5 protein-coding genes are annotated in these 18,995 nt (G+C 53.3%); all 5 read right to left on the bottom strand.

Annotated elements, in window-relative coordinates; genetic code table 11:
• Positions 1 to 136: 136 nt before the first annotated feature.
• Positions 137 to 2,191 carry an AMP-binding protein gene (locus HRU10_11585; GenBank protein ID NRA27874.1) on the bottom strand — a complete coding sequence of 685 codons (2,055 nt, stop codon included), beginning with the start codon at positions 2,189 to 2,191 and terminating at the stop codon, positions 137 to 139.
• A gap of 18 nt (positions 2,192 to 2,209) precedes the next feature.
• Entirely contained in the window at positions 2,210 to 9,820 is a 7,611-nt protein-coding gene (locus HRU10_11580; protein NRA27873.1) for an amino acid adenylation domain-containing protein, read from the bottom strand.
• A gap of 15 nt (positions 9,821 to 9,835) precedes the next feature.
• Complete coding sequence (locus tag HRU10_11575) at positions 9,836 to 17,536, bottom strand: amino acid adenylation domain-containing protein (protein ID NRA27872.1); 7,701 nt, start codon at positions 17,534 to 17,536, stop codon at positions 9,836 to 9,838.
• A 129-nt stretch (positions 17,537 to 17,665) separates the two neighbouring features.
• The gene (locus tag HRU10_11570) at positions 17,666 to 18,460 is read right to left on the bottom strand and encodes a phytanoyl-CoA dioxygenase family protein (protein NRA27871.1); all 795 of its coding nucleotides are present in this window, start codon (positions 18,458 to 18,460) and stop codon (positions 17,666 to 17,668) included.
• A gap of 39 nt (positions 18,461 to 18,499) precedes the next feature.
• Complete coding sequence (locus HRU10_11565) at positions 18,500 to 18,907, bottom strand: hypothetical protein (protein NRA27870.1); 408 nt, start codon at positions 18,905 to 18,907, stop codon at positions 18,500 to 18,502.
• Between the last annotated feature and the right edge of the window lie 88 nt (positions 18,908 to 18,995).

The following is an 18,995-nucleotide window of genomic DNA, read 5'->3' as shown; positions in this document are numbered from 1 at the left end:
AAAGCCGTTCACCCCCCGTTAAGAGCGCGCGTAATGGAGTGTCATGCGGCCAGTCCAAATCGATCAGACGCTCAGCAATAGCCGTCGTGAAAAATGCGTGGGTGATATCATTTTGTGAGATGACAGCTGGGAGCCTCTACCAATCGGTCTGGATCTCTCGACTTGCGATGTAGAGCGAACTGCCGGCACATAGCCATGGCCAAGTCATCCAAGTGGCTGCATCGAACCCCACGCTCGCCGCATGCATTATTTTTGAGCCGGTACCTGCGCTGTAGTGGGTATTTTGATTGGCGGCGAATGTAGCAATATTTTGGTGGGAGATTAAGACGCCTTTGGGTCGGCCCGTAGAGCCTGAAGTGTAAATGCAGTAAGCGGGACTGGACGGAAAAATAGGAACCCGCATGGCCGGAGCCGCTAGAGATGCATCGCTGCTCGTTGCGACATCCACTTGAAGGCCGTCAAAATCTGATGTTTCGCCCCGATTTATTAGGATTGCTGCACGAGAGTCGTCCAACATATCCGCAATCCGTGCAGCGGGGTATGCGGGATCGATGGGCAAGTAGGCTGCTCCTGTTTTCAGGACTGCTAAGTTTGCGACTACCGCATCGATGGAGCGCTCAATGCAGACGGCGACGATGGCGTCTGGGCTGGCCCCGAGCTTGGATAGTTGATGAGCGAGACGATTGGCACGCAGGTTGAAGGCGTTGTAATCGAGTCGGGTCGTTTCGTCTTCTAGCGCGAGACTATCTGGGTTTTTCGATGCCTGTTCCTCGATTTGTTGAACGATGGAGAGGAATTCGTCTGAGGATGCTGATCTGACTGCGGGTTGAGGTCTGAGGAGCTCAAGTTCCGGTTCTGGCAGCGTCAGAAGCTGCCCTACCTGGATGCTATTGGGGTCGAGTAGACGATCCGCTGTGTGGCGAATGAACCCCTCTAGGCGCATAAGGTAAACCGGGTCAAAGCATGAAGAAGCTGCGATAAAACGTATCCCTAATGTCTCACCGGGAACCGCGACGACTGTGAGAGGAAAGTTGGTGCGTTCTCGCGCGCTGAATTCGCTCAACTCGAAACCGAGATCCACTTGGCTCAACGAATTCGGAGATGCTGGATAGTTTTCAAATACCAGAATCGATTCAAATACTGCTTCGTTTGCCGGGAGCCCGAGAGCTTGTCCGATCTGTGCCAGTTCGAGATGTTCATGCTCTGAGAGCTCTTGCTGTGCAGTTTGAAGTTCGGATATCAGTGTATCGATGGACTGGGTTGGGTCTATGGTGACTCGGCAGGGTAAGGTGTTGATAAACAAACCTACCATAGTATCTGCGCCTGGCAGTTCAGCGGGTCGGCCCGATAGAGTCGTGCCAAATATGACGTCCCTTACACCGGTTGATTGGCTCAGACACATTCCCCAAAGAAGGCGGACCAAAGTATTTAGCGTAACGCCGCGTTCCCGTGCGTAGGCCTCCAGATTCCCCGTCAATGCTTCCTCGAAAGCAAAATTGAACTCGTGAAACGCGGGTCCAAGATTTTTGCGCTTTTCGGGATAGAAGGGAAGCGGGGTGGGTAGTGTGCCTTCTTTGAGGTAATTAGACCACGTTTTGAGAGACGCTGTGTTATCTCGCGTATCCAGCCACTCGATAAACTCAGAGTAGGGTCGCGGCGGCTCCATAATTAGAGCCTTTCCATGCCGCAATGACTGGTAAGCGTTCACGCAATCGCGAAAGACTAGGCCCAAACACCACCCGTCGATCAAGAGATGGGAAAAACTCCAAATAAACCAGTTTTGCGTATCGCTTACCTGAATGAGCTGAACGCGCATCAGAGGGGCTTCGCTTAGGATAAAGCCCCTTTTTCGGTCGCTCTCAGCGGACTGTTCGACGCGTGCACGAACGGCTGAGTGACTCAAGTTTTCACGACGAAGATCAATCGCTTCAAAGCTCATCGGTGCCTCATTTAGCACAATCTGCACAGGCTGTTCGATGCCCTCCCAGACAAAGGCCGTGCGCAGGGCGGGATGGAGATCGACTGTGGCCTGCCAGGCTTGTGCGAAGGCCTGCGTATCTACCTGCCCATCGAGCTTGCCGGTGAATTGTTCAAAATACGCTTCGGTGCCTGGTTCGTTATTGAGATGAAACAGCATGCCCCGCTGCATCGGGGAAAGAGGATAGATGGCTTCAATGTTGTCCTGATCCATGGCGAGCGTGTCTGTGCACTAGGTGGATGACTTAAATTTTGAGATCAGTTTCTTCATGTCTTTGGACTTGATCTTGGTGGCTGATACAGCGCTGGAGCCCTGTTGTGTGTCGATTTGAGTAACAGTGAGGAGTTCGCTGGCGAATTGCTGGGCAAGCGCGTCGATTGTATTGGGGTGATGCACTCCGGCTGAGTATGACCAAATGAGTTCCAATTCACCTTCCCGAATCGATCCGTTGATTTCCAAAAGATAGGGGCGGGGATTGCTTGGATGATAATGGCTGCCCGATGGTTCCTTGGCGGGACGCAGGCCGAGGAGATTATTCGACGTGTTGCGGTCGACTTGTCCCAGAAAATTAAAGGCGATTTCTGGCTGCGGTATCGATGCTTCGCCCGAGATATAATTAAGAATACCAGCATCGATTCCGCCGTTGGGAATCGATTCTAAGCGTTGGCCTATTTTTTTGATCTGCGCGGCGATGTCTGCTGAAAATCCGGTGTCTAGGCAGACCGGGTAAAGGGCAGTGAACCAACCCACAGTACGCGAATTGTTGACCTGAGAGCCCGGCAGGATGCGGCCATGACCCTCGACTTGGACCCAATTAGCCTGTTTCTGTGTCCAAGGCTTGAGGGTGCGTGCCAGCGCGGTCAGGAGTAGGGTCTGGATGTGCTCTGAGTGATCCAAGAGAGCTTGGGTCTCTCTATTCGACAAGTGAGTTGAGACGTATCGACTATCTGCTGCTAAGTTAGAGCCCTGGGGAAGGTCGCGCGGGAGTGCTTGAATTTGATTAAGTGGCTGAGATGCCCAATAGACTTGAGCGGCTCGATGTGCTTCTGTTTGGCTGTAGGCATGCAGCTGATCGATCCAGTCCCTCAGGTTAATCGATTTAGTCGGGAGCGCGACGGCCTCGGATGAATCCTGAGCCGCGTAGAGTGTGGCCAGGTCCTCAAGAATTATCTGCCAAGAGACACCATCGACTACCAAGTGGTGCGCGATCAGCAAGAGACGGGCTGACTGCCCCTCATTATCCTGGAAAAGCGCTGCGCGAAACAGCGGTCCTGTTTCTAGGGTCAAATCGCCCTGAAGTTTCTTGCAGACTTCTTCGCTAAATGCACTCATGGGGCGCACGATAAGAAGGCGATCTTCCAGATCACTCGGTTTGGCAAAGTGTGCTTGATCACCAAACACCAGCCTTAGGGCATCGTGATGCTCGATGAGTTTCAGTAACGCCGCGGCGAGGTGATCCGCGTTCAGCGGGTAATCGCTGGCCAGGAGCATCGATTGGTTCCAATGCTCGGCATGGGGGAAATTTTGATCGAAGAACCAGCGTTGAATCGGCCCAAGGGGGCAAGAGCCGGTTAAGGTCTCTTGATGGTCCGCAGTCTGTTTCAGGTGCTGACTTACCTTCGCCAGGGCAGAGAGGGTCGGGTGTCGAAAGAGATCACGGGGCGTGAGAGCATACCCGACCTCGCGTGCATTGGCGATCACTTGGATGCTAAGAATGGAGTCCCCGCCAATACGGAAAAAGTCGTCGTTACGCCCTATTGAAGGCAAGTTGAGTATCTTGCACCAGATGGCACCGAGTGCTTTTTCCTCAGCGCTTTCTAAGGCTTCGGTTTCTTCAACCTGCTTCTGCGGGGAAAGTTGAAATGTGCCCAGTGTTTTGTAGTCAGTCTTACCTGAGGGAGTGTGGGGCATGGCCTCAATCCATACCATTTGGCCGGGGATCATGTACTCAGGAAGCCCCAAGGCATTGAGGTCGATTTGAACATCATCCGTTTCCGATTCATAGAATGCCACCAGGCGCGGATTATGGGGCGCATCCTTTACAATGACCGCGCAACTACGGACGCCCGGTTGATTACGCACAGCATGCTCGATTTCACCTAACTCGACACGCAACCCACGGATTTTGACCTGAAAGTCCTTACGTCCGACAAATGAAATCTTCCCGCTCGGGAGGACTTTGCCGAGATCTCCGGTGCGATAAAGTCGTCGCTCTCCCCCTGTATAAGGATCAGGCAGAAAGCGATCCGCTGTAAGTTCGGGGCGATTCCAATAGCCGTGACCGACACCGACGCCACCGATGGCGATTTCGCCCTCGCACCCCGTCGGAGTGAGCTGACCTTGATCATCGATGACATAGACTGTTGAACCGGGGAGGGGTGTGCCGATGTGCGTTTCCGTGTCATCGGGCAATACCCAATCGGCACTGCACACATCCGAAGTCTCAGTAGGTCCGTAGCTATTAAGCACCCGGACGTTTATAGCCGGATGCCGCATCCATGCACTCAAGCGATCTACTGCAATGGTTTCGCCGCCTAAAACGACATAGCGGAGGCTCTTCAGGGCTGAGAATTCAGACTTTGCTGCTAGTTCTACTATCGGATAGAGCGCTGAGGGGGCGCAATTGATGTGAGTGATGCCCCGTATTTCAATAGCATCGAGGATTTGCCACGGATCAAACGCCTCGCTCTTCAAAAAGTAGACTGAGGCTCCAGACATGAGGGGCGTCAGAAGATTTTTTTGTGTCAGATCAAAACTCAGCGAAGAGATGATGAGGAATCTGCTATCATGTGTAATTTTTACTTCACGTTGATACCACAGGGCCAAGTTCTTCGGGCCGCCATGGTGAACCAGAGCGCCTTTGGGCTTCCCGGTGGAACCTGAAGTATAGATCAAGTAAATCGGATCATCGAAGCCGAGTTCACGATCACTGGATCTGAAATCGATTGCGAGATCATGACCGAGTCCAATAACAGCTGCGGCACCACTGTCTTCGATCATGTAACGAATCCGTTCTTCAGGATAGTTTGGATCAATCGGTAGGTATGCAGCGCCGGACTTGAGAATGCCTAAAATGGCCGCAAGCGCTTCCGGTCCAGGGGGGAGCATATACCCCACAATCGATCCTGGGCCGCAACCCTGGTGAGCCAGATCGTGGGCGATGGCTTCTGCTCGTTCGTCGAGTTCGGCGTAAGTCCAGGCGGCACTGCCATCGCTGAAGCTCGTGGCCAGAGCATCCGGAGTAAGTCGGCATTGCTGGGCGATGGCCACGTGACACAATCTAGGTTCAGCATGGGTAAGTGGGGTGCCTACGTTTGCGAATTTTAGTAAAAGATCACGCTCGCCACGGGGCATGATGGGCGCTTGAGCGACCTTGAGTCCGCGCTGTTTTACAAACGCGTGCAGCAAAACTTCGAAGCTATCGATCCAGCGCTGAATCGTTTCGCGGCGAAACAAAGCCGTATTATATTCAAAGGAGAGGCGAAGGCCGTGTTCCGTTTGCTCAGAACTTACCGTCAATTCAAACTTGCTCGTCTGACTTTCCTGGACAAGCGGCTTGAACCCTAATCCAGGGATTTTTGCCTGCTGTAACGGCGTGTTTTGATGCACGTAGAGCACTTGAAAGATCGGCGCGCGTCCTAGATCACGTTCCAAATCGAGCAGTTCAATGAGCTGTTCAAATGGCAAGTCCTGATGCGCCAGAGCATCATTGCTAAAACGAGTCGTTGCGCTGATTACCTCATCTAAGGTACTCCCCTGCGAAAACCGACAAGGATAAGCGAGGGTGTTCACAAATACCCCCACAGTTTGCTCGATGTCGTGGTGGGTTCTGCCGGATACCGCCGTGCCAATGGCGAAATCTGTTTGCCCCGAAAAGCGACTCAGCAGCACCTGTAGCCCAGACAAGAGAATTGCGAACAAAGGAATGTGTGCCTGGTGACCCAGTTCGCTCAAATCACTCGACAGGCCACTATCCAATGTCCGTGTTATAGATGCTCCCCGAAAACTCAATTCAGCCGGTCGAGTGTAATCTAGGGGAAGTTCCAGTGGTTGAACGCTTTGGAGTGTTTGTTTCCAAAAATCAGCCTGTTTTGCTGCCAGTTCAGATTTGAGGCGCGCTCGCTGCCATACTGCATAGTCTGGATACTGCACGGGAATTGCAGGGAGCTCCGGGTGTGTGTGCGAAATCAGCCCGAAGAGAGCCCCAGCCAGATCGTCCAGCAGCACACCCAGTGACCAGCCGTCGGCAATGATGTGATGTAAGGTAATGAACAGGGTCGCTTGGTCCTCCGCCTCAAAAACAAGACGTACCCGAATAAGCGGGCCTCCTGAATCGAGATCAAAAACTTGAGTCGCCTCTGCTGCTCCGATCAGGGCAATGCGTTCACGACGTTCCGCGAAATCGTCTGTATGCAGCCCTTCGGTTGACCAGGGCACCTTCGCAGATGGAGCGACGCGTTGAGTAGGGCGTCCATTAACGGAACGGAATTGCGTGCGCAGTGCACTATGGCGCTCCGCCAAAATTGCAAAAGCCTCCTCAATCAAATCCGCTTTGATCGCTCCTTTGAGCTGAATAGCTATGGGGATATTGTAGGCTGGGTTTCCTGGATCGAACTGTTGAAAAAACCAAATGCGCTCTTGAGCGTGAGAGAGCTGCTGTTCGACGCTGCCGTCCACTGAAGGGATTGTGTCGTCGCCGATCTCAGCTCCAGGCTCTGGCTGGAGAAAATCCTCCAGGGCTCGGGCTTGAGCCTCGATGGTGTGGGACTCAAACACGAGTCGCAGCGGGACGTCCTGCGAAATGGTTTTTCGAATCCGAGACAAGATCCGCGTAGCCATGAGCGAATGTCCGCCCAAAAGAAAAAAGGAATCAGTCACGCCAAACGCGTCTGCTTCTAAAACGGACTGCCATATAGCATGGAGCTGGGCTTCTAGATCGCTGCGGGGCGCAACTTGATTCGCGGAAAGTGTCGACTGTCCGTCGGTATACGATGGGAGTGCCTTGCGGTCCAGCTTGCCATTCGGAGTCCTAGGGAGTGCCTCCATCGATATCCAGAACGCGGGGACCATATAGTCGGGGAGAGCCTCGGCGATGTAACGGCTTAGATCCGCTGTGTCGGGTGCATCAGTTTTGTTATGAACCGCAAAATAGGCCGCAATGGCTTTGCCTTGCTGCGGGTCTTCAACCGCAATTACGGCGGTTTCAGCAATGGCCTCGTGGCGTTCTAAACGGGCCTGTATTTCTCCGAGTTCAATACGAAAGCCTCGAATCTTAACCTGGTGATCGACCCGCCCTAAAAATTCGAGTGTGCCATCTGGAAAATACCGAGCAAGGTCTCCCGTGCGATAAAGACGTTGTCCAGAATTGTGCCCAAACGGGTCTGGAATAAAGCGCTCAGCGGTAAGGTCGGGTCGTTGCCAATAGCCGCGCACGACACCATGGCCTTGCAGAAAAATTTCTCCTATGCAGCCATGCGGGACAGGTTCTATATCTTGGTCGAGCAGGTAGACTCGTGTATTCGCGATAGGGCGACCAATGGTTGCTGGGCCACCCGGTAACCGTTGAATCCACGTGGAGTAAGTCGTGTCCTCGGAGGGGCCGTACAGATCATGGACCTTGGCGACAGATGTCTCGTTATAGAGCCGATCCGCCAAGGCCGCTGTAAGCGGTTCACCGGCGAGATTGATGGTGCGGACTGAATTGGGAATACCTCCGAGCCTCAGAAGCTCAGTGATTGCGGAAGGAACCGTATTGATCAATGAGACATTTTTGCGTGCGGGATGTTGCGGTAGCTCTAGCGCGTTCTCCACTAGCACAAGCATGCCGCCGGCTCCCAAAGTGACAAATATCTCAAAGACTGAGAGGTCGAAGCAGATTGAAGTGCTCGCTAGGACGCCCGACCAGTCATTTCGATCAAAGGTGTCATAGGCCCATACCGCCAGCGCATGTGCATTACGATGGGTGATAGCGGTGCCCTTGGGTAGGCCGGTTGACCCCGAAGTATAGATGATGTAGGCGAGATTGTCGGCTCGGATGTCTGCCCGTTCTTTGTAGGCAGGCGCGCGCTGAAAATCAAAAATGTCGACGCAGAGAGTGGTCGCATCGGGGAGTTCCAGAGGTTCAAGATAGCGCGTCTCCGTCAGGATAAGCTCAGCATCGGAGTCATCGCGCATGTAGGCTATGCGGTCTGCAGGGTAGGCCGGATCCATCGGCACGTAGGTACCTCCTGTCTTCAACACGGCAAGCATGGCAACAACCATCCGTTCGGAGCGACTCATGCAGATGCCCACACGGCTCTCAGTTTTTATGCCTCGGTGGATGAGTGCTGCGGCTAAGGAGTTGGACTGAGCGTTGAGTTCAGCATAGCTCAGGCGCGTTTTACCATCATCGATAGCGATGGCCGAAGGCGTGAGGTGGGCGCGGCGCTCGAAGAGCTGATGGAGGCAAGTTTCTGCCTCATAGCGAATCACGCTATTGTTCCAAGTTCGTAGCAATCGACTCCGCTCGTCGCGTGGAAGTATGGAGATCTTTCCGACAGGTTCTTGGATCTGAGCGGGCAGGGTATCAAACAGCTGTTTTAGGCAGGCATGGATGCTATGCGCGCCTTCCTTTCCGTATATGCTGTCATCGGTGATAAGAATCCACTGGAGGGACTCACCGGGTGCTACAATCAAGGTGATCGGATAATGCGTTCGCTCAAACGTTTCAGTCGCTATAATGGCCAATCCCGGAATGCCTTGATCGAGCACCCGGCTAACTGGGTAATTTTCAAACACGACGATGCTCTCAAAGAGGCTGTCACTCGGGTTCAAGCCGCTGCGGTTTTGCGCGGATGAAAGGGGACTGTATTCGAATTGTCTGAGCTCATTTTCGACCCCTTGTAAGGCACGCAACCAGCAATCGAGCTTTTCGGTCGACGGCACGCGCACACGCAACGGAAGCGTGTTGATAAACAAGCCGACCTGGCTCTCGACGCCGGATAGAGACTCAGGTCGGCCGGAAACTGTGTCTCCCATGACGACGTCGGTCATACCACTCATCCGTCTGAGTAGGATGGCCCATTCTCCTTTGACCACAGTATTCAGAGAGACGCGCGACTCACGCGCTAAAAACTCCAGAGCTTGGGTTGCTGGGCGGCTCAATGTGCCGGTCAATTCTGTAAATTTTTGACCTGCCTGCTCAGTCCTTATCTCGCCGCCCATGCGAATACGCGATGGGTGTTCCAGGTCGCCTAGGGATTTTTGCCAAAACCGGTCTGCGGCATCGGTGTCCTGTTTATCCAGCCACTGAATGTATTCACGGTAGGGACGGCGGACGATTGTCGGCAGGGGTGCGTTAGCACTGAAGGCGGCATAGATTTTGACGAATTCCTCCAGAATAAGCGAGAGGCTCCATCCATCTAGAAGGAGGTGGTGGCGACTCCAGACTAAACGAAAGCTTTCCGATGCAGTTTGGACTAAGGTGATCCGCATCAATGGCGGCTTGGACGGAGAAAAGGGTCGTTCGCGGTCGCTTGCTAACAGCGCCATAAAGTCGTCGTCAATACGCTCAGTCGCGCGGTCGGACCAATCCAAGAAATCAATCGGGAGCACTGCTTTCTTGGCGACTATCTGCAAGGGTTTTTTGCCTGTCTGCCAAGCAAAGGCAGTGCGGAAAATGGGATTATTTGCCTGGATGCGCTCCCAGGTTTTTTTAAAAATATCAAGGTCAAGGCTTCCGTCGATGTGTGCGATAAACTGGTCGAAGTAGGCGGCGCTCTCAGTGTCGAGGAGCGTATGGAACAGCAGGCCCTCCTGTAAGGGAGTCAGCGCATAGATATCCTGTATTTCCTTCTTATTCATTGAGCAGCAGATCGATTAGAACTCAATTTCGTCCAAGGCATCGTCTAGATCATCTTGATCGAGGTCGGCCAGCGCAAAATCGGAAGGGGTGTATTGGGTATCCTGTTTTTGAACGCAATGCTCGATCACGTCGGTCAGCGCCGTCACAAATGCTTTAAGCAACCGCTCCATTCTGTCGGTCAACCAGCGGTTCTCAGCAAAGCGTATATCCAGGCACAGTCGTTCGTTGATTACGATTGCACTGATATCTAACTCATGTGGCCGTGTGTTTTTGAGTCCAAAATCCGGGCCACGATCTTCATCGCAGGGTTGAAAAGCTTGGCCTTCACGCGTCAATAAACCGGTCTGGCCGAGGTAGTTGAAGGTAATCTGCGCCTGTGACTCCGGTATCGCGGGCGAAGCTAAGTGTCTTAGGAAGCCATAACCGACTCCTCTTGAAGGCAGTGAACGCAAATATTCCTTAGTTGAGCGGATCAGTGCACCCAATTCGTGCTCGGGAGGAACGGCGAGCCGTATCGGATAGAGTGTCGTGAACCAGCCGGTGGTGCGCGATATATCGAGTGAACTCAGTGTGTCCTCGCGACCGTGGCCTTCTAGATGGATGGCGTGCGCGCTCTGGTCACTCCACGTCGCTAGGGCAGCGCTGAGCGCAGCGAGCAAAAGATCGTTGATCTGAGTATTATAGGCTTCGGGTGCTTTTCGGAGAAGTTGTTCCGTCAGTTCTTCTGATAGACTCTGTTCGAGTCGTCGTTCGTTAGCATAAGTATTCGCTGAATCTGCGGAATCGGGGCTCAGCGCCGAAGGCTGTTCGGCAATTTCGGCCTGCCAATGGCTGCGCTCGTTTTCAAAGGCCTCAGGGTTGAGAGCCTGCGTCCAAACTCGCAGCGAGGCTGACCGTTGTAGCTCATATCCTGGCCCAACGCTGTAGAGCTTATCTAGGTCCTCCAGAAGGATGCGCCATGAGACGCCGTCTACTGCAAGGTGATGAATCGTAATGAAAAGCCGGTCAACGTCCGCGGTCGTGAACCGAGCCACTCTGAAGACAGGACCGTTTTCAAGATCGAGGCTTTCTTGCAACGCGGCGCATGGAGCCGTCCGTTGGGCTAATCCAAGATCGTTGAGTGTCATTACCCGCGCATCGCCTTCACATGATTCAGGCGGTAGCACTCGGATGCTTCCGGACCAGGCACGTAAACGTAAGCTGGCATGGTGGTTCAGAAGTGTTTCAATACACGCTTCCAGACGCGCAGTGTCGATGGGCTGGCGCGAGCGAAGTAAAATGGATTGGTTCCAGTGTCCGGGTGTTTCGAAATTCTGATCGAAAAACCAACGCTGGATCGGTGTGCTCTGCAGGGCACCGTCATGGCTAACGTCGATTGTTGAAGTATCATCTTGTTGCAATTGAATCACGGCAGCCAATTCGGCGATGGTCTGATGATCGAATAGCTGCCGCGTATTCAGAATAAAGCCTGCTTCGCGCGCCTTGCTCACAATCTGGATCATCAAGATAGAGTCCCCGCCCAGAGAGAAGAAATTATCCTCAATCCCCACAGCCGTCTCACTCAGCACCTCTTGCCAGATCTTGACTAGAGCGGCTTCAGTATCGTTGCGGGCTAAAGTGATGCTGCGCTCATCGGATTGAAATGATTGAGCTGGGTCAGGTAGAGCTTTGCGGTCGAGCTTGCCATTGGGAGTCCGTGGCAAGGTTTCCAACACGATAAACTGTGCCGGGACCATATACTCGGGGAGAGACCTCGCCAAGGCGATGCGTGCGTCTTCAATGCATTGTGAATCCGCAGCGGCGACATAGGCCACCAGTCGCTTGTTGCCGCGTTCATCTTCGTGGGCAGACACCGCCGCCTCACTAATCGCGTCCACCTGCTCCAGCGCATTCTGGATCTCGCCAAGTTCGATGCGAAAACCACGAATTTTGACCTGATGATCCGAACGCCCTAGAAACTCAAAATTTCCGTCCGGCCCGAGCCGCGCCAGGTCGCCGGTGCGATACATCCGTGTGCCGGGCATCGAGCTGAACGGGTTGGGGAGATAGCGTTCTGCTGTGAGGTGTGGGCGGCGATGGTAGCCTCGGGTTATCCCTTCTCCGGAAAGAAAGAGCTCGCCGACCGTGCCCAGCGGCACTGGATTTAAGGCTGTATCCAGGAGGTATGCTGTGGTGTTGGCGACGGGTGTGCCGATGGTTTCAGGTCCCCCTGCGCTGCGACGTATAAATGTAGAATAAGTGGTATCCTCAGAGGGGCCGTAAAGGTCATAAACAGACTTTATCTGTGGGATAGCGTAGAGTGCGTCGGATAGGCCCCGTTTGAGCGGTTCACCGGCGAGATTGATGATCCGAACCGACTCAGGAAATCCGTCTTGCCGTAATAATTCTGCTGCAGCTGACGGGACCGTATTGACAAGAGTGACTTCCGATCGATGCGCATGTTCTGGGAGAGCCAAGGCATTTTCGGCCAGGATCAGGCTGCCGCCCTGAGCGAACGTAAGGAAAAACTCGAAGATGGATAGGTCGAAACAGATGGAGGTGCTCGCCAGCATACCCGCTACATCAGCTTCGGAATAGACAGTCTGCGCCCATTGCACCATGGCAACGGCGTTACTGTGTGAGATTGCGGTTCCCTTCGGCTTTCCGGTAGAGCCTGAAGTGTAAATAATATAGGCCAGTTGATCTGAGTGGGGCGAAATGCCTGGATTGTAATCTGGCCCTTCAATGGTTTCAATGAGCAGGTAGGGCGTGTTCTCGGGTAGGGAATCGACGAGGATTTGTTCCGTAATCACGCACGCCATGCATGCGTCGTTGAAGAGATAGGAAAGGCGCGCTTCAGGATAATTGGGATCGAGGGGCACATAGGTGGCGCCCACCTTTAATACGCCAAGGATACCCGCTAAGAGATTGGGGCTGCGTCCCATGAAGATGCCAACCGGACCTTCGAGGCAGATGCCACGCGCAAGAAGCTGATGAGCCACCTGGTTCGCCTGGCTATTGAGCTCCGCGTAAGTGATTGCTTCTGAACCCCCGCGAATAGCGATGCGGTCTCCATGTTCGGCAGCTTGAATTTCTACAAAATGATGGAGTAATAGGGCGGGGTCGCGCTCCTGATGTTCCCCGGAAATGAACGAGGGGAGCTGGTTGACGAGCGGTGTACTGTCATGGAGCAGCTTGGCGTCCCGGAGCATCGCCTCTACTCCGTCGCTGTAGAGCGAAAGGATGGCCGCCATCTGTTTCACATCGAAACGAGCTATGTCGTATTTGAGCTCTAGATCGAGGTGGCCTGTATCTGGATTGATACTAAATTGAGCAAAGAGAGCAAAGTTGTTTTCGTCGAAGTAACGCGTCTCCAGGAGTTCGATTTCTGGCGAGGCAAGTATCTTATCAAGCACGTGGAAATGCACGAAGTTAAAGGCCGTTTCGCAGAGTTCACGCTGATGTGTAAGGCGCTGGATCTCAGCCAGAGGGAAACGCCGATGCGGCAAGAGTGCTTCCTCTGTCTGCAAGCAGCTCTGTATAAGTTTCGACCAAGTCGTATGCCCCACATTGATTCTGAAAGGAGCCGTGTTTAGGAATAAACCGAGGATTTTATCTCCGTCTTCAGTCTCAGGGCGTCCGTTGGCGATGAGGCCGGTTAGGACGTCGCGCTGGTTTGAAGTGACAGACATGACCTTCGCATGAAGCGCCAGGAGAAGGGTCTGGAGTGGTGCCTGATGTGTCCGAGCGAGATGCTCTAACCGCTGGAGTTCGCCGGCCTTCCAAGAGTGGATGACTGCGGAGGCGGCATGTGTCTGCACGTCGTCGCGGCGATGCTCAGGCCAAACTGGAAGGGGCAGGTGTTGGGCGTCTTCGAGTTGTTGGGTCCAAAATTCCTGACTCGCCTGATTTTGAATGCAGGCCTGTTCTAATTTTACAAAGGCCGCGAATGAGGTCCGAGGCGCTGACAAGTCTGGTGGGCCATTTAGATAGTGATCAAATAGCTCTGCCAGCAGGGTAGATACACTCCATCCATCTAGAATGCTATGATGCAGGCTCAGTGAAAAATACCACTCGCTTTCTGCCACTCGGTGGGTGGCCATGCGAATCAGAGGTGCGACAGTCCAATCATAAACACGGGCCTTTTCCGCATCGATCCATCGCTCAATAACGTCCCGCTGCTGGTTGTCAGATTCTCCAGAGATATCGTAGTTTTGCAGGGGTAATTCGACCGAATCGAAGACGCACTGGAGGGGTTGAGAGAGTCCCTCGCGCAGGATGGCCGTGCGGAGAACTGGATGGCGTTCGACGACAAAGCGGACAGCCTGCTTGATACGCTCTTCATCGTAGACAGCGCGTAAACGATAGGAGAAAATGTCGTGATAAATCGCCGAATCCGTATATAGCTCGGAGTGGAATAACATCCCCTGCTGAAGCGCGCTTAGAGGGTAGGCATCCACCACTCGGGTTGATAAATTCTGGCGATCTTTTGGGTCGACCATAACAAAAGGCTGCATGGTAGCCTCGAGATCTGGCCCAGCGCTTTGCTCGGCCGCCGAAGCAAGCGCTGCGATTGTCTGATGGCGAAAGGCATCCTGTAACTCGAAACGGAACCCCAGATCCATGAACCTGGCTCGGACTTGAAGCATCAGGATTGAATCGATACCGAGGGCAAAGAGGTTCGCGTCTACAGGAAAATTTGTGCCCCCTATCACCTCAGAGATTGCCTGAACTAAGGCGTGTTCGGCAGGCGTATTTGACTCGCGAGTAGTGGGTGTGACCTCTACCTCAGTAGTCTTGCGCTTGGCCAGTTCATCGCGGTCCAGCTTGTTGTTTTCAGTAAGGGGCAGCGCATCGAGAGAGACAAAATGCGCGGGGATCATATACTCTGGTATATGTTCGCTTAGCGCGGCGCGTAGATCGGCAACATCGAAAGGGTCGCCTTGGTCCGTGACACAGTATGCTGTGAGGAAGGTCGAGCTGGTGGCTGCATCAGTCCAAGCCAATACAGCGTTTTCTTTTATACTGGGTAGGGTTGCGAGCGCAGCTTGTATTTCGCCGAGTTCGATGCGGAACCCTTTGACCTGCACCTGAAAATCTGACCGTCCTTGGTAGCTGATATCCCCATCTGACAAATACCTTGCGAGATCGCCGGTTCGATACAGCCGCTGACCGAAAACATCTGGCTGAATCGGATTGTTGATGAAGCGTTCTTGAGTTAGCTCGGGACGATTTAAGTAGCCGCGGGCTAGCCCAGCACCCCCGACATAGATCTCACCAATAACACCACAAGGAACTGGCTGGAGCTGTTCATCCAGGATGTGGATCGACAGATCGGGAATTGGCTTACCAATGAGGCTGCCTTTGCTGGAAAGGACATCCGTCTTTCGAATTTCACGGTAGGTCACATGCACGGTCGTTTCTGTAATTCCATACATATTGACCAGTCTTGGCGCGTCTTCGGGAAAGTGCTCAAACCATGGCTTTAAGCTCGAGAGATCTAGAGCCTCACCGCCGAAAATAACCCACTTGAGCTGGAGTTGAGTTGGATGGTCCGGCCGCGTGATATGCTGCGTGAGTTGGCGAAAGGCTGAGGGAGTTTGGCTAAGAACAGTAACACCTTCGCTTTCCAGCATCTTGTAGAATTTGTCTGTTGATCGACTGACCCAATACGGGATCAGTGCAACCCTACCTCCGTATGCCAAGGCTCCCCACAGTTCCCAAACAGAGAAGTCGAAGGAGAACGCATGAAAGAGGCTCCAGACGTCATTGGGGCCAAAATTGAACCAGTTATGTGTGCCATCAAAGAGGCGGGTAACATTGCGGTGAGGAATCATCACCCCCTTGGGTTTTCCCGTGGAACCCGACGTGTAGATGACGTAGGCGAGCGTGTCGGGGGGGACTTCAGGAAGTGCGTAGGGGGCAGTTGATTCTAAGGCATCTTCAAGGAAAACGATTTGAGCGGCGGTCTGCTGCCGTTGGGTCGAGCGGGCTGAGAGTATCAGTGCTGTGCCGCTATCCTCTACAACATAGCGAAGGCGGGATTTCGGAGCATGCACATCTAGTGGTAAATAGGCATGGCCTGCTCTGAGGATTCCGATAATGGCAATTACCGTCTCGATACTGCGTTCGAGGTGAATGCCGATGATTGATTCTAGCGGTAGCTGGCGACCAATAAGGTGTTGGGCCAATGCTGCTGACTTTTGCTCCAATACACCATAGGTAATGCTTCGCTTTCCGTCGGAAATGGCGATGCGATCCGGTGCCTTTCTTGCGCGCTGGATGAAGCGCTCATGGATGCAGTCTTCTAAATCGAACTTCCGGGGTAGTGGACGTTGTCCGACCAGGGTGCGCTCCGTTTCTGAGGTAAGTGGTAGATGGGAGATGGACTGCTCAGGATTTTTGCACGCAGCCCGGAGGAGTGTCGCATAATTCTCTATCAGTCGCTCAATGGTTTCGGTGTCAAAAAGCTGGGTGCTGTATTCCAAGGAGCCTTGTAGCTGTCCCTCCGACTCTTCAAGCGCGAGGAGTAGGTCAAATTTGGCCTCGTGCTGGGGTAGGTTGATCGGTGTCCAGCTCAGGCCGTCCATTGCAAGCTGTGCACTCGGCAAATTCTGGAACGAAAAAGCGATCTGAAATAGAGGATTCTGGTCGAGATGGCGTTCTGGGCTGAGGTGCTCGACAACGACTTCGAACGGGAGGTTTTGATGCGCGAGCGCCTGCTGAGTTTTGTTGTGCGTGCGTTGTGTAAATTCAGCAAAACTTGGGTCGGTGCCTAAATCGCTCCGCAGCACGAGCATGTTATTAAAATAGCCGAGGAGGGATTCCCATTCGGCAACATTGCGTCCTGCCACCGGTGAGCCTATGGCGACATCATCGGTGCGTGCGTAGCGCCCGACTAACACCTGCCAGGCAGACAAGCATATATTGAAGGGTGTCGTCTTGAGCCGCGAGCTGAGAGTGGTGACTTGATTCAGCAAAGCCTGCGGTAAACCGAAACGGTGAATGGCACCTGGATCTGTGGCTTTGGAATGCCGGGGGCGATCTGTCGGGAAATCGACAGGCGCGAGGCCCGCAAGCTCCTTTTCCCAATAATTCACTGCAGCTTCCCATCTGCCGGATTCGCACTGACTGCGCTGCCAGTGGGCGAAATCATAATACCGATGGCTCAAGGCGGGCAGAGTATTTCCAGCATATAGCGCCGAGATTTCCTTCATCAACACGCTGATCGACCAACCATCAAACACGAGGTGGTGAATGCAAACGAGCAGCCGATAGGACTCGGGGCCGAATTGAAGGACTGTCGCACGCAGGAGAGGACAGTCATTCAATGAAAACGGAGCAAAAAGCACGGCAGCCTCGTGCGCCTGAATCGCGGCATGGTCCGTTCGCGCGATGGGTATCAGTGGTATTTCCAGCGAGGTTGTTTCTGCGATCGAAAGCTCAATTGTGTGGCCATCAGTAGGGAAACGGGTGCGAAGGATTTCGTGCCGTTCGATTACTTTGTGAAAAGCAGTGCGTAAACGTTCGATATCGAAGGGGCCTTCGATATCCCAGGCTGCCGGGAGATTGTAGGCAGTGCTGCCCGGAGCCATCTGCTGAACGAACCAGAGGCGTTGCTGCGCGAAGGACAGGCGTGGAGCAGCGTCGTTAGGCCGTTTGGGAATCCGAGGAGCCGGCTGCTTCTTGAGCCCTTTTTTCTCGAGGAGCTTCTGGAGAATTTCGGCCTTAGTCATGGATTGATCGATGAGCTTTTGCAGATCGAGTGTGTGGCCTTGGGTCGGACGTTTTGGCAAAACGTTCCTGCCGCTTGTGGGCTGGATCCAGCCTTGTTTAACAAATTCACGAGAATCTCGGCTAGGTTCCTAATCTCCCGTGGAGACTAAGGGGCTGGTGTCGCGACCTACTAGGAATTCTGGACGCCAAAGGTGTTCGGGCTGAGGAGCATTGTCGGTTCGGTTGTAAGTCACTATAAGCAAGCGTCGGTGTATGGGAGAAATATTGGGTGCTGAGCCATGAGCCAAGTTGGGATGAAAAAGCAATACGCTGCCGCGCGGACCTTTGGGAGCGACCATACCTCCGTTTACCGTCATGCGGGCTACCGTTTCGCCATCGAGCGTGTATTTTAGATCTGCACTGACATTTTCTTCCCAGTCACCTGCGCCGGTTTCTGAGCGGTTGGATTTACGATCGATGCAGCCGTCTTTATGCGAGCCAGGGATAACAATGAGTGGCCCGTTAAACTCCGTAACTTCATCGAGGAAGATCATGTGATTCGTGGCCAAGGGCTCGGGCATTTGATCTCCGTATTTCCAAAAAATATAGTCCTGATGCCACTTCCATACCTCGCCCCCGAAGGCCTCTTTGCAGTTTACCTTGAATTGAAAAACATACACGTCGTCGCCCAAGATCTGGACAGCTGGATCTAGCATACGTTTTTTACGTATCAATTCGCCGAAAATGACACTATCCAGGTGGCAGCCATGAAGCGCGCGCACTAATCCGGAGCTTTCTTCGAGGACACGACTGGGTGTGTCGATGTCTTTGAGCCGCTCGATTTCGTCGACGAACGTGTCGACCTCAGAGTCGGAGAAAACGTTTTCGAGGAGTAAAAATCCATCTTCCTCGTAGGCAGCCAATTGTTCAGGTGAGAGCTTCATGGTGTATATTCGTGTTTAACGTAAGAGGGTTCGTCATTTTCAATCCTCCATGCTGGCTAGAAAGGCAGCGCGCTCTTCATCATTCATCGATTCGAGTGCGAGGGAAAGTGTTGCGATTTCTTCAAGTGTTTCGGCGTCGTCGACCTGTTCTTGCAGCTTTGCAATGAGGCCTGTGATCGTCGGTGCCTCGAATAGCGCTGCGAGGGGCAGCTCAAGTCCAAAGTCTTGGCGAACACGCGAAACGACGCGGGTAGCAAGCAATGAATGCCCACCGAGATCGAAAAAGTTGTCATCGATGCCGATGGGTGCGGCTTCCAGGAGGTGTTCCCAGATCTGAGCCATGAGCTTTTCGGAATCAGCTACCGGAAGAGATTTTTCTGCTGACTTGAGTAATGCTGGAGCGGGGAGTTGCCGACGATTTATTTTCCCACTCGGTGTCAGGGGCATCGTATCTAAATGTCACAGCCATCCCATAAGACCTGATGGCGGAGATCAAACCTGAGTATTGATGGGCTGTAGCGGTTGATCGTGTCTA

It is taken from the genome of Opitutales bacterium (genome assembly GCA_013215165.1).
Taxonomy (GTDB): domain Bacteria; phylum Verrucomicrobiota; class Verrucomicrobiia; order Opitutales; family JABSRG01; genus JABSRG01.
This window is presented reverse-complemented; position numbering and strand designations above follow the sequence as displayed.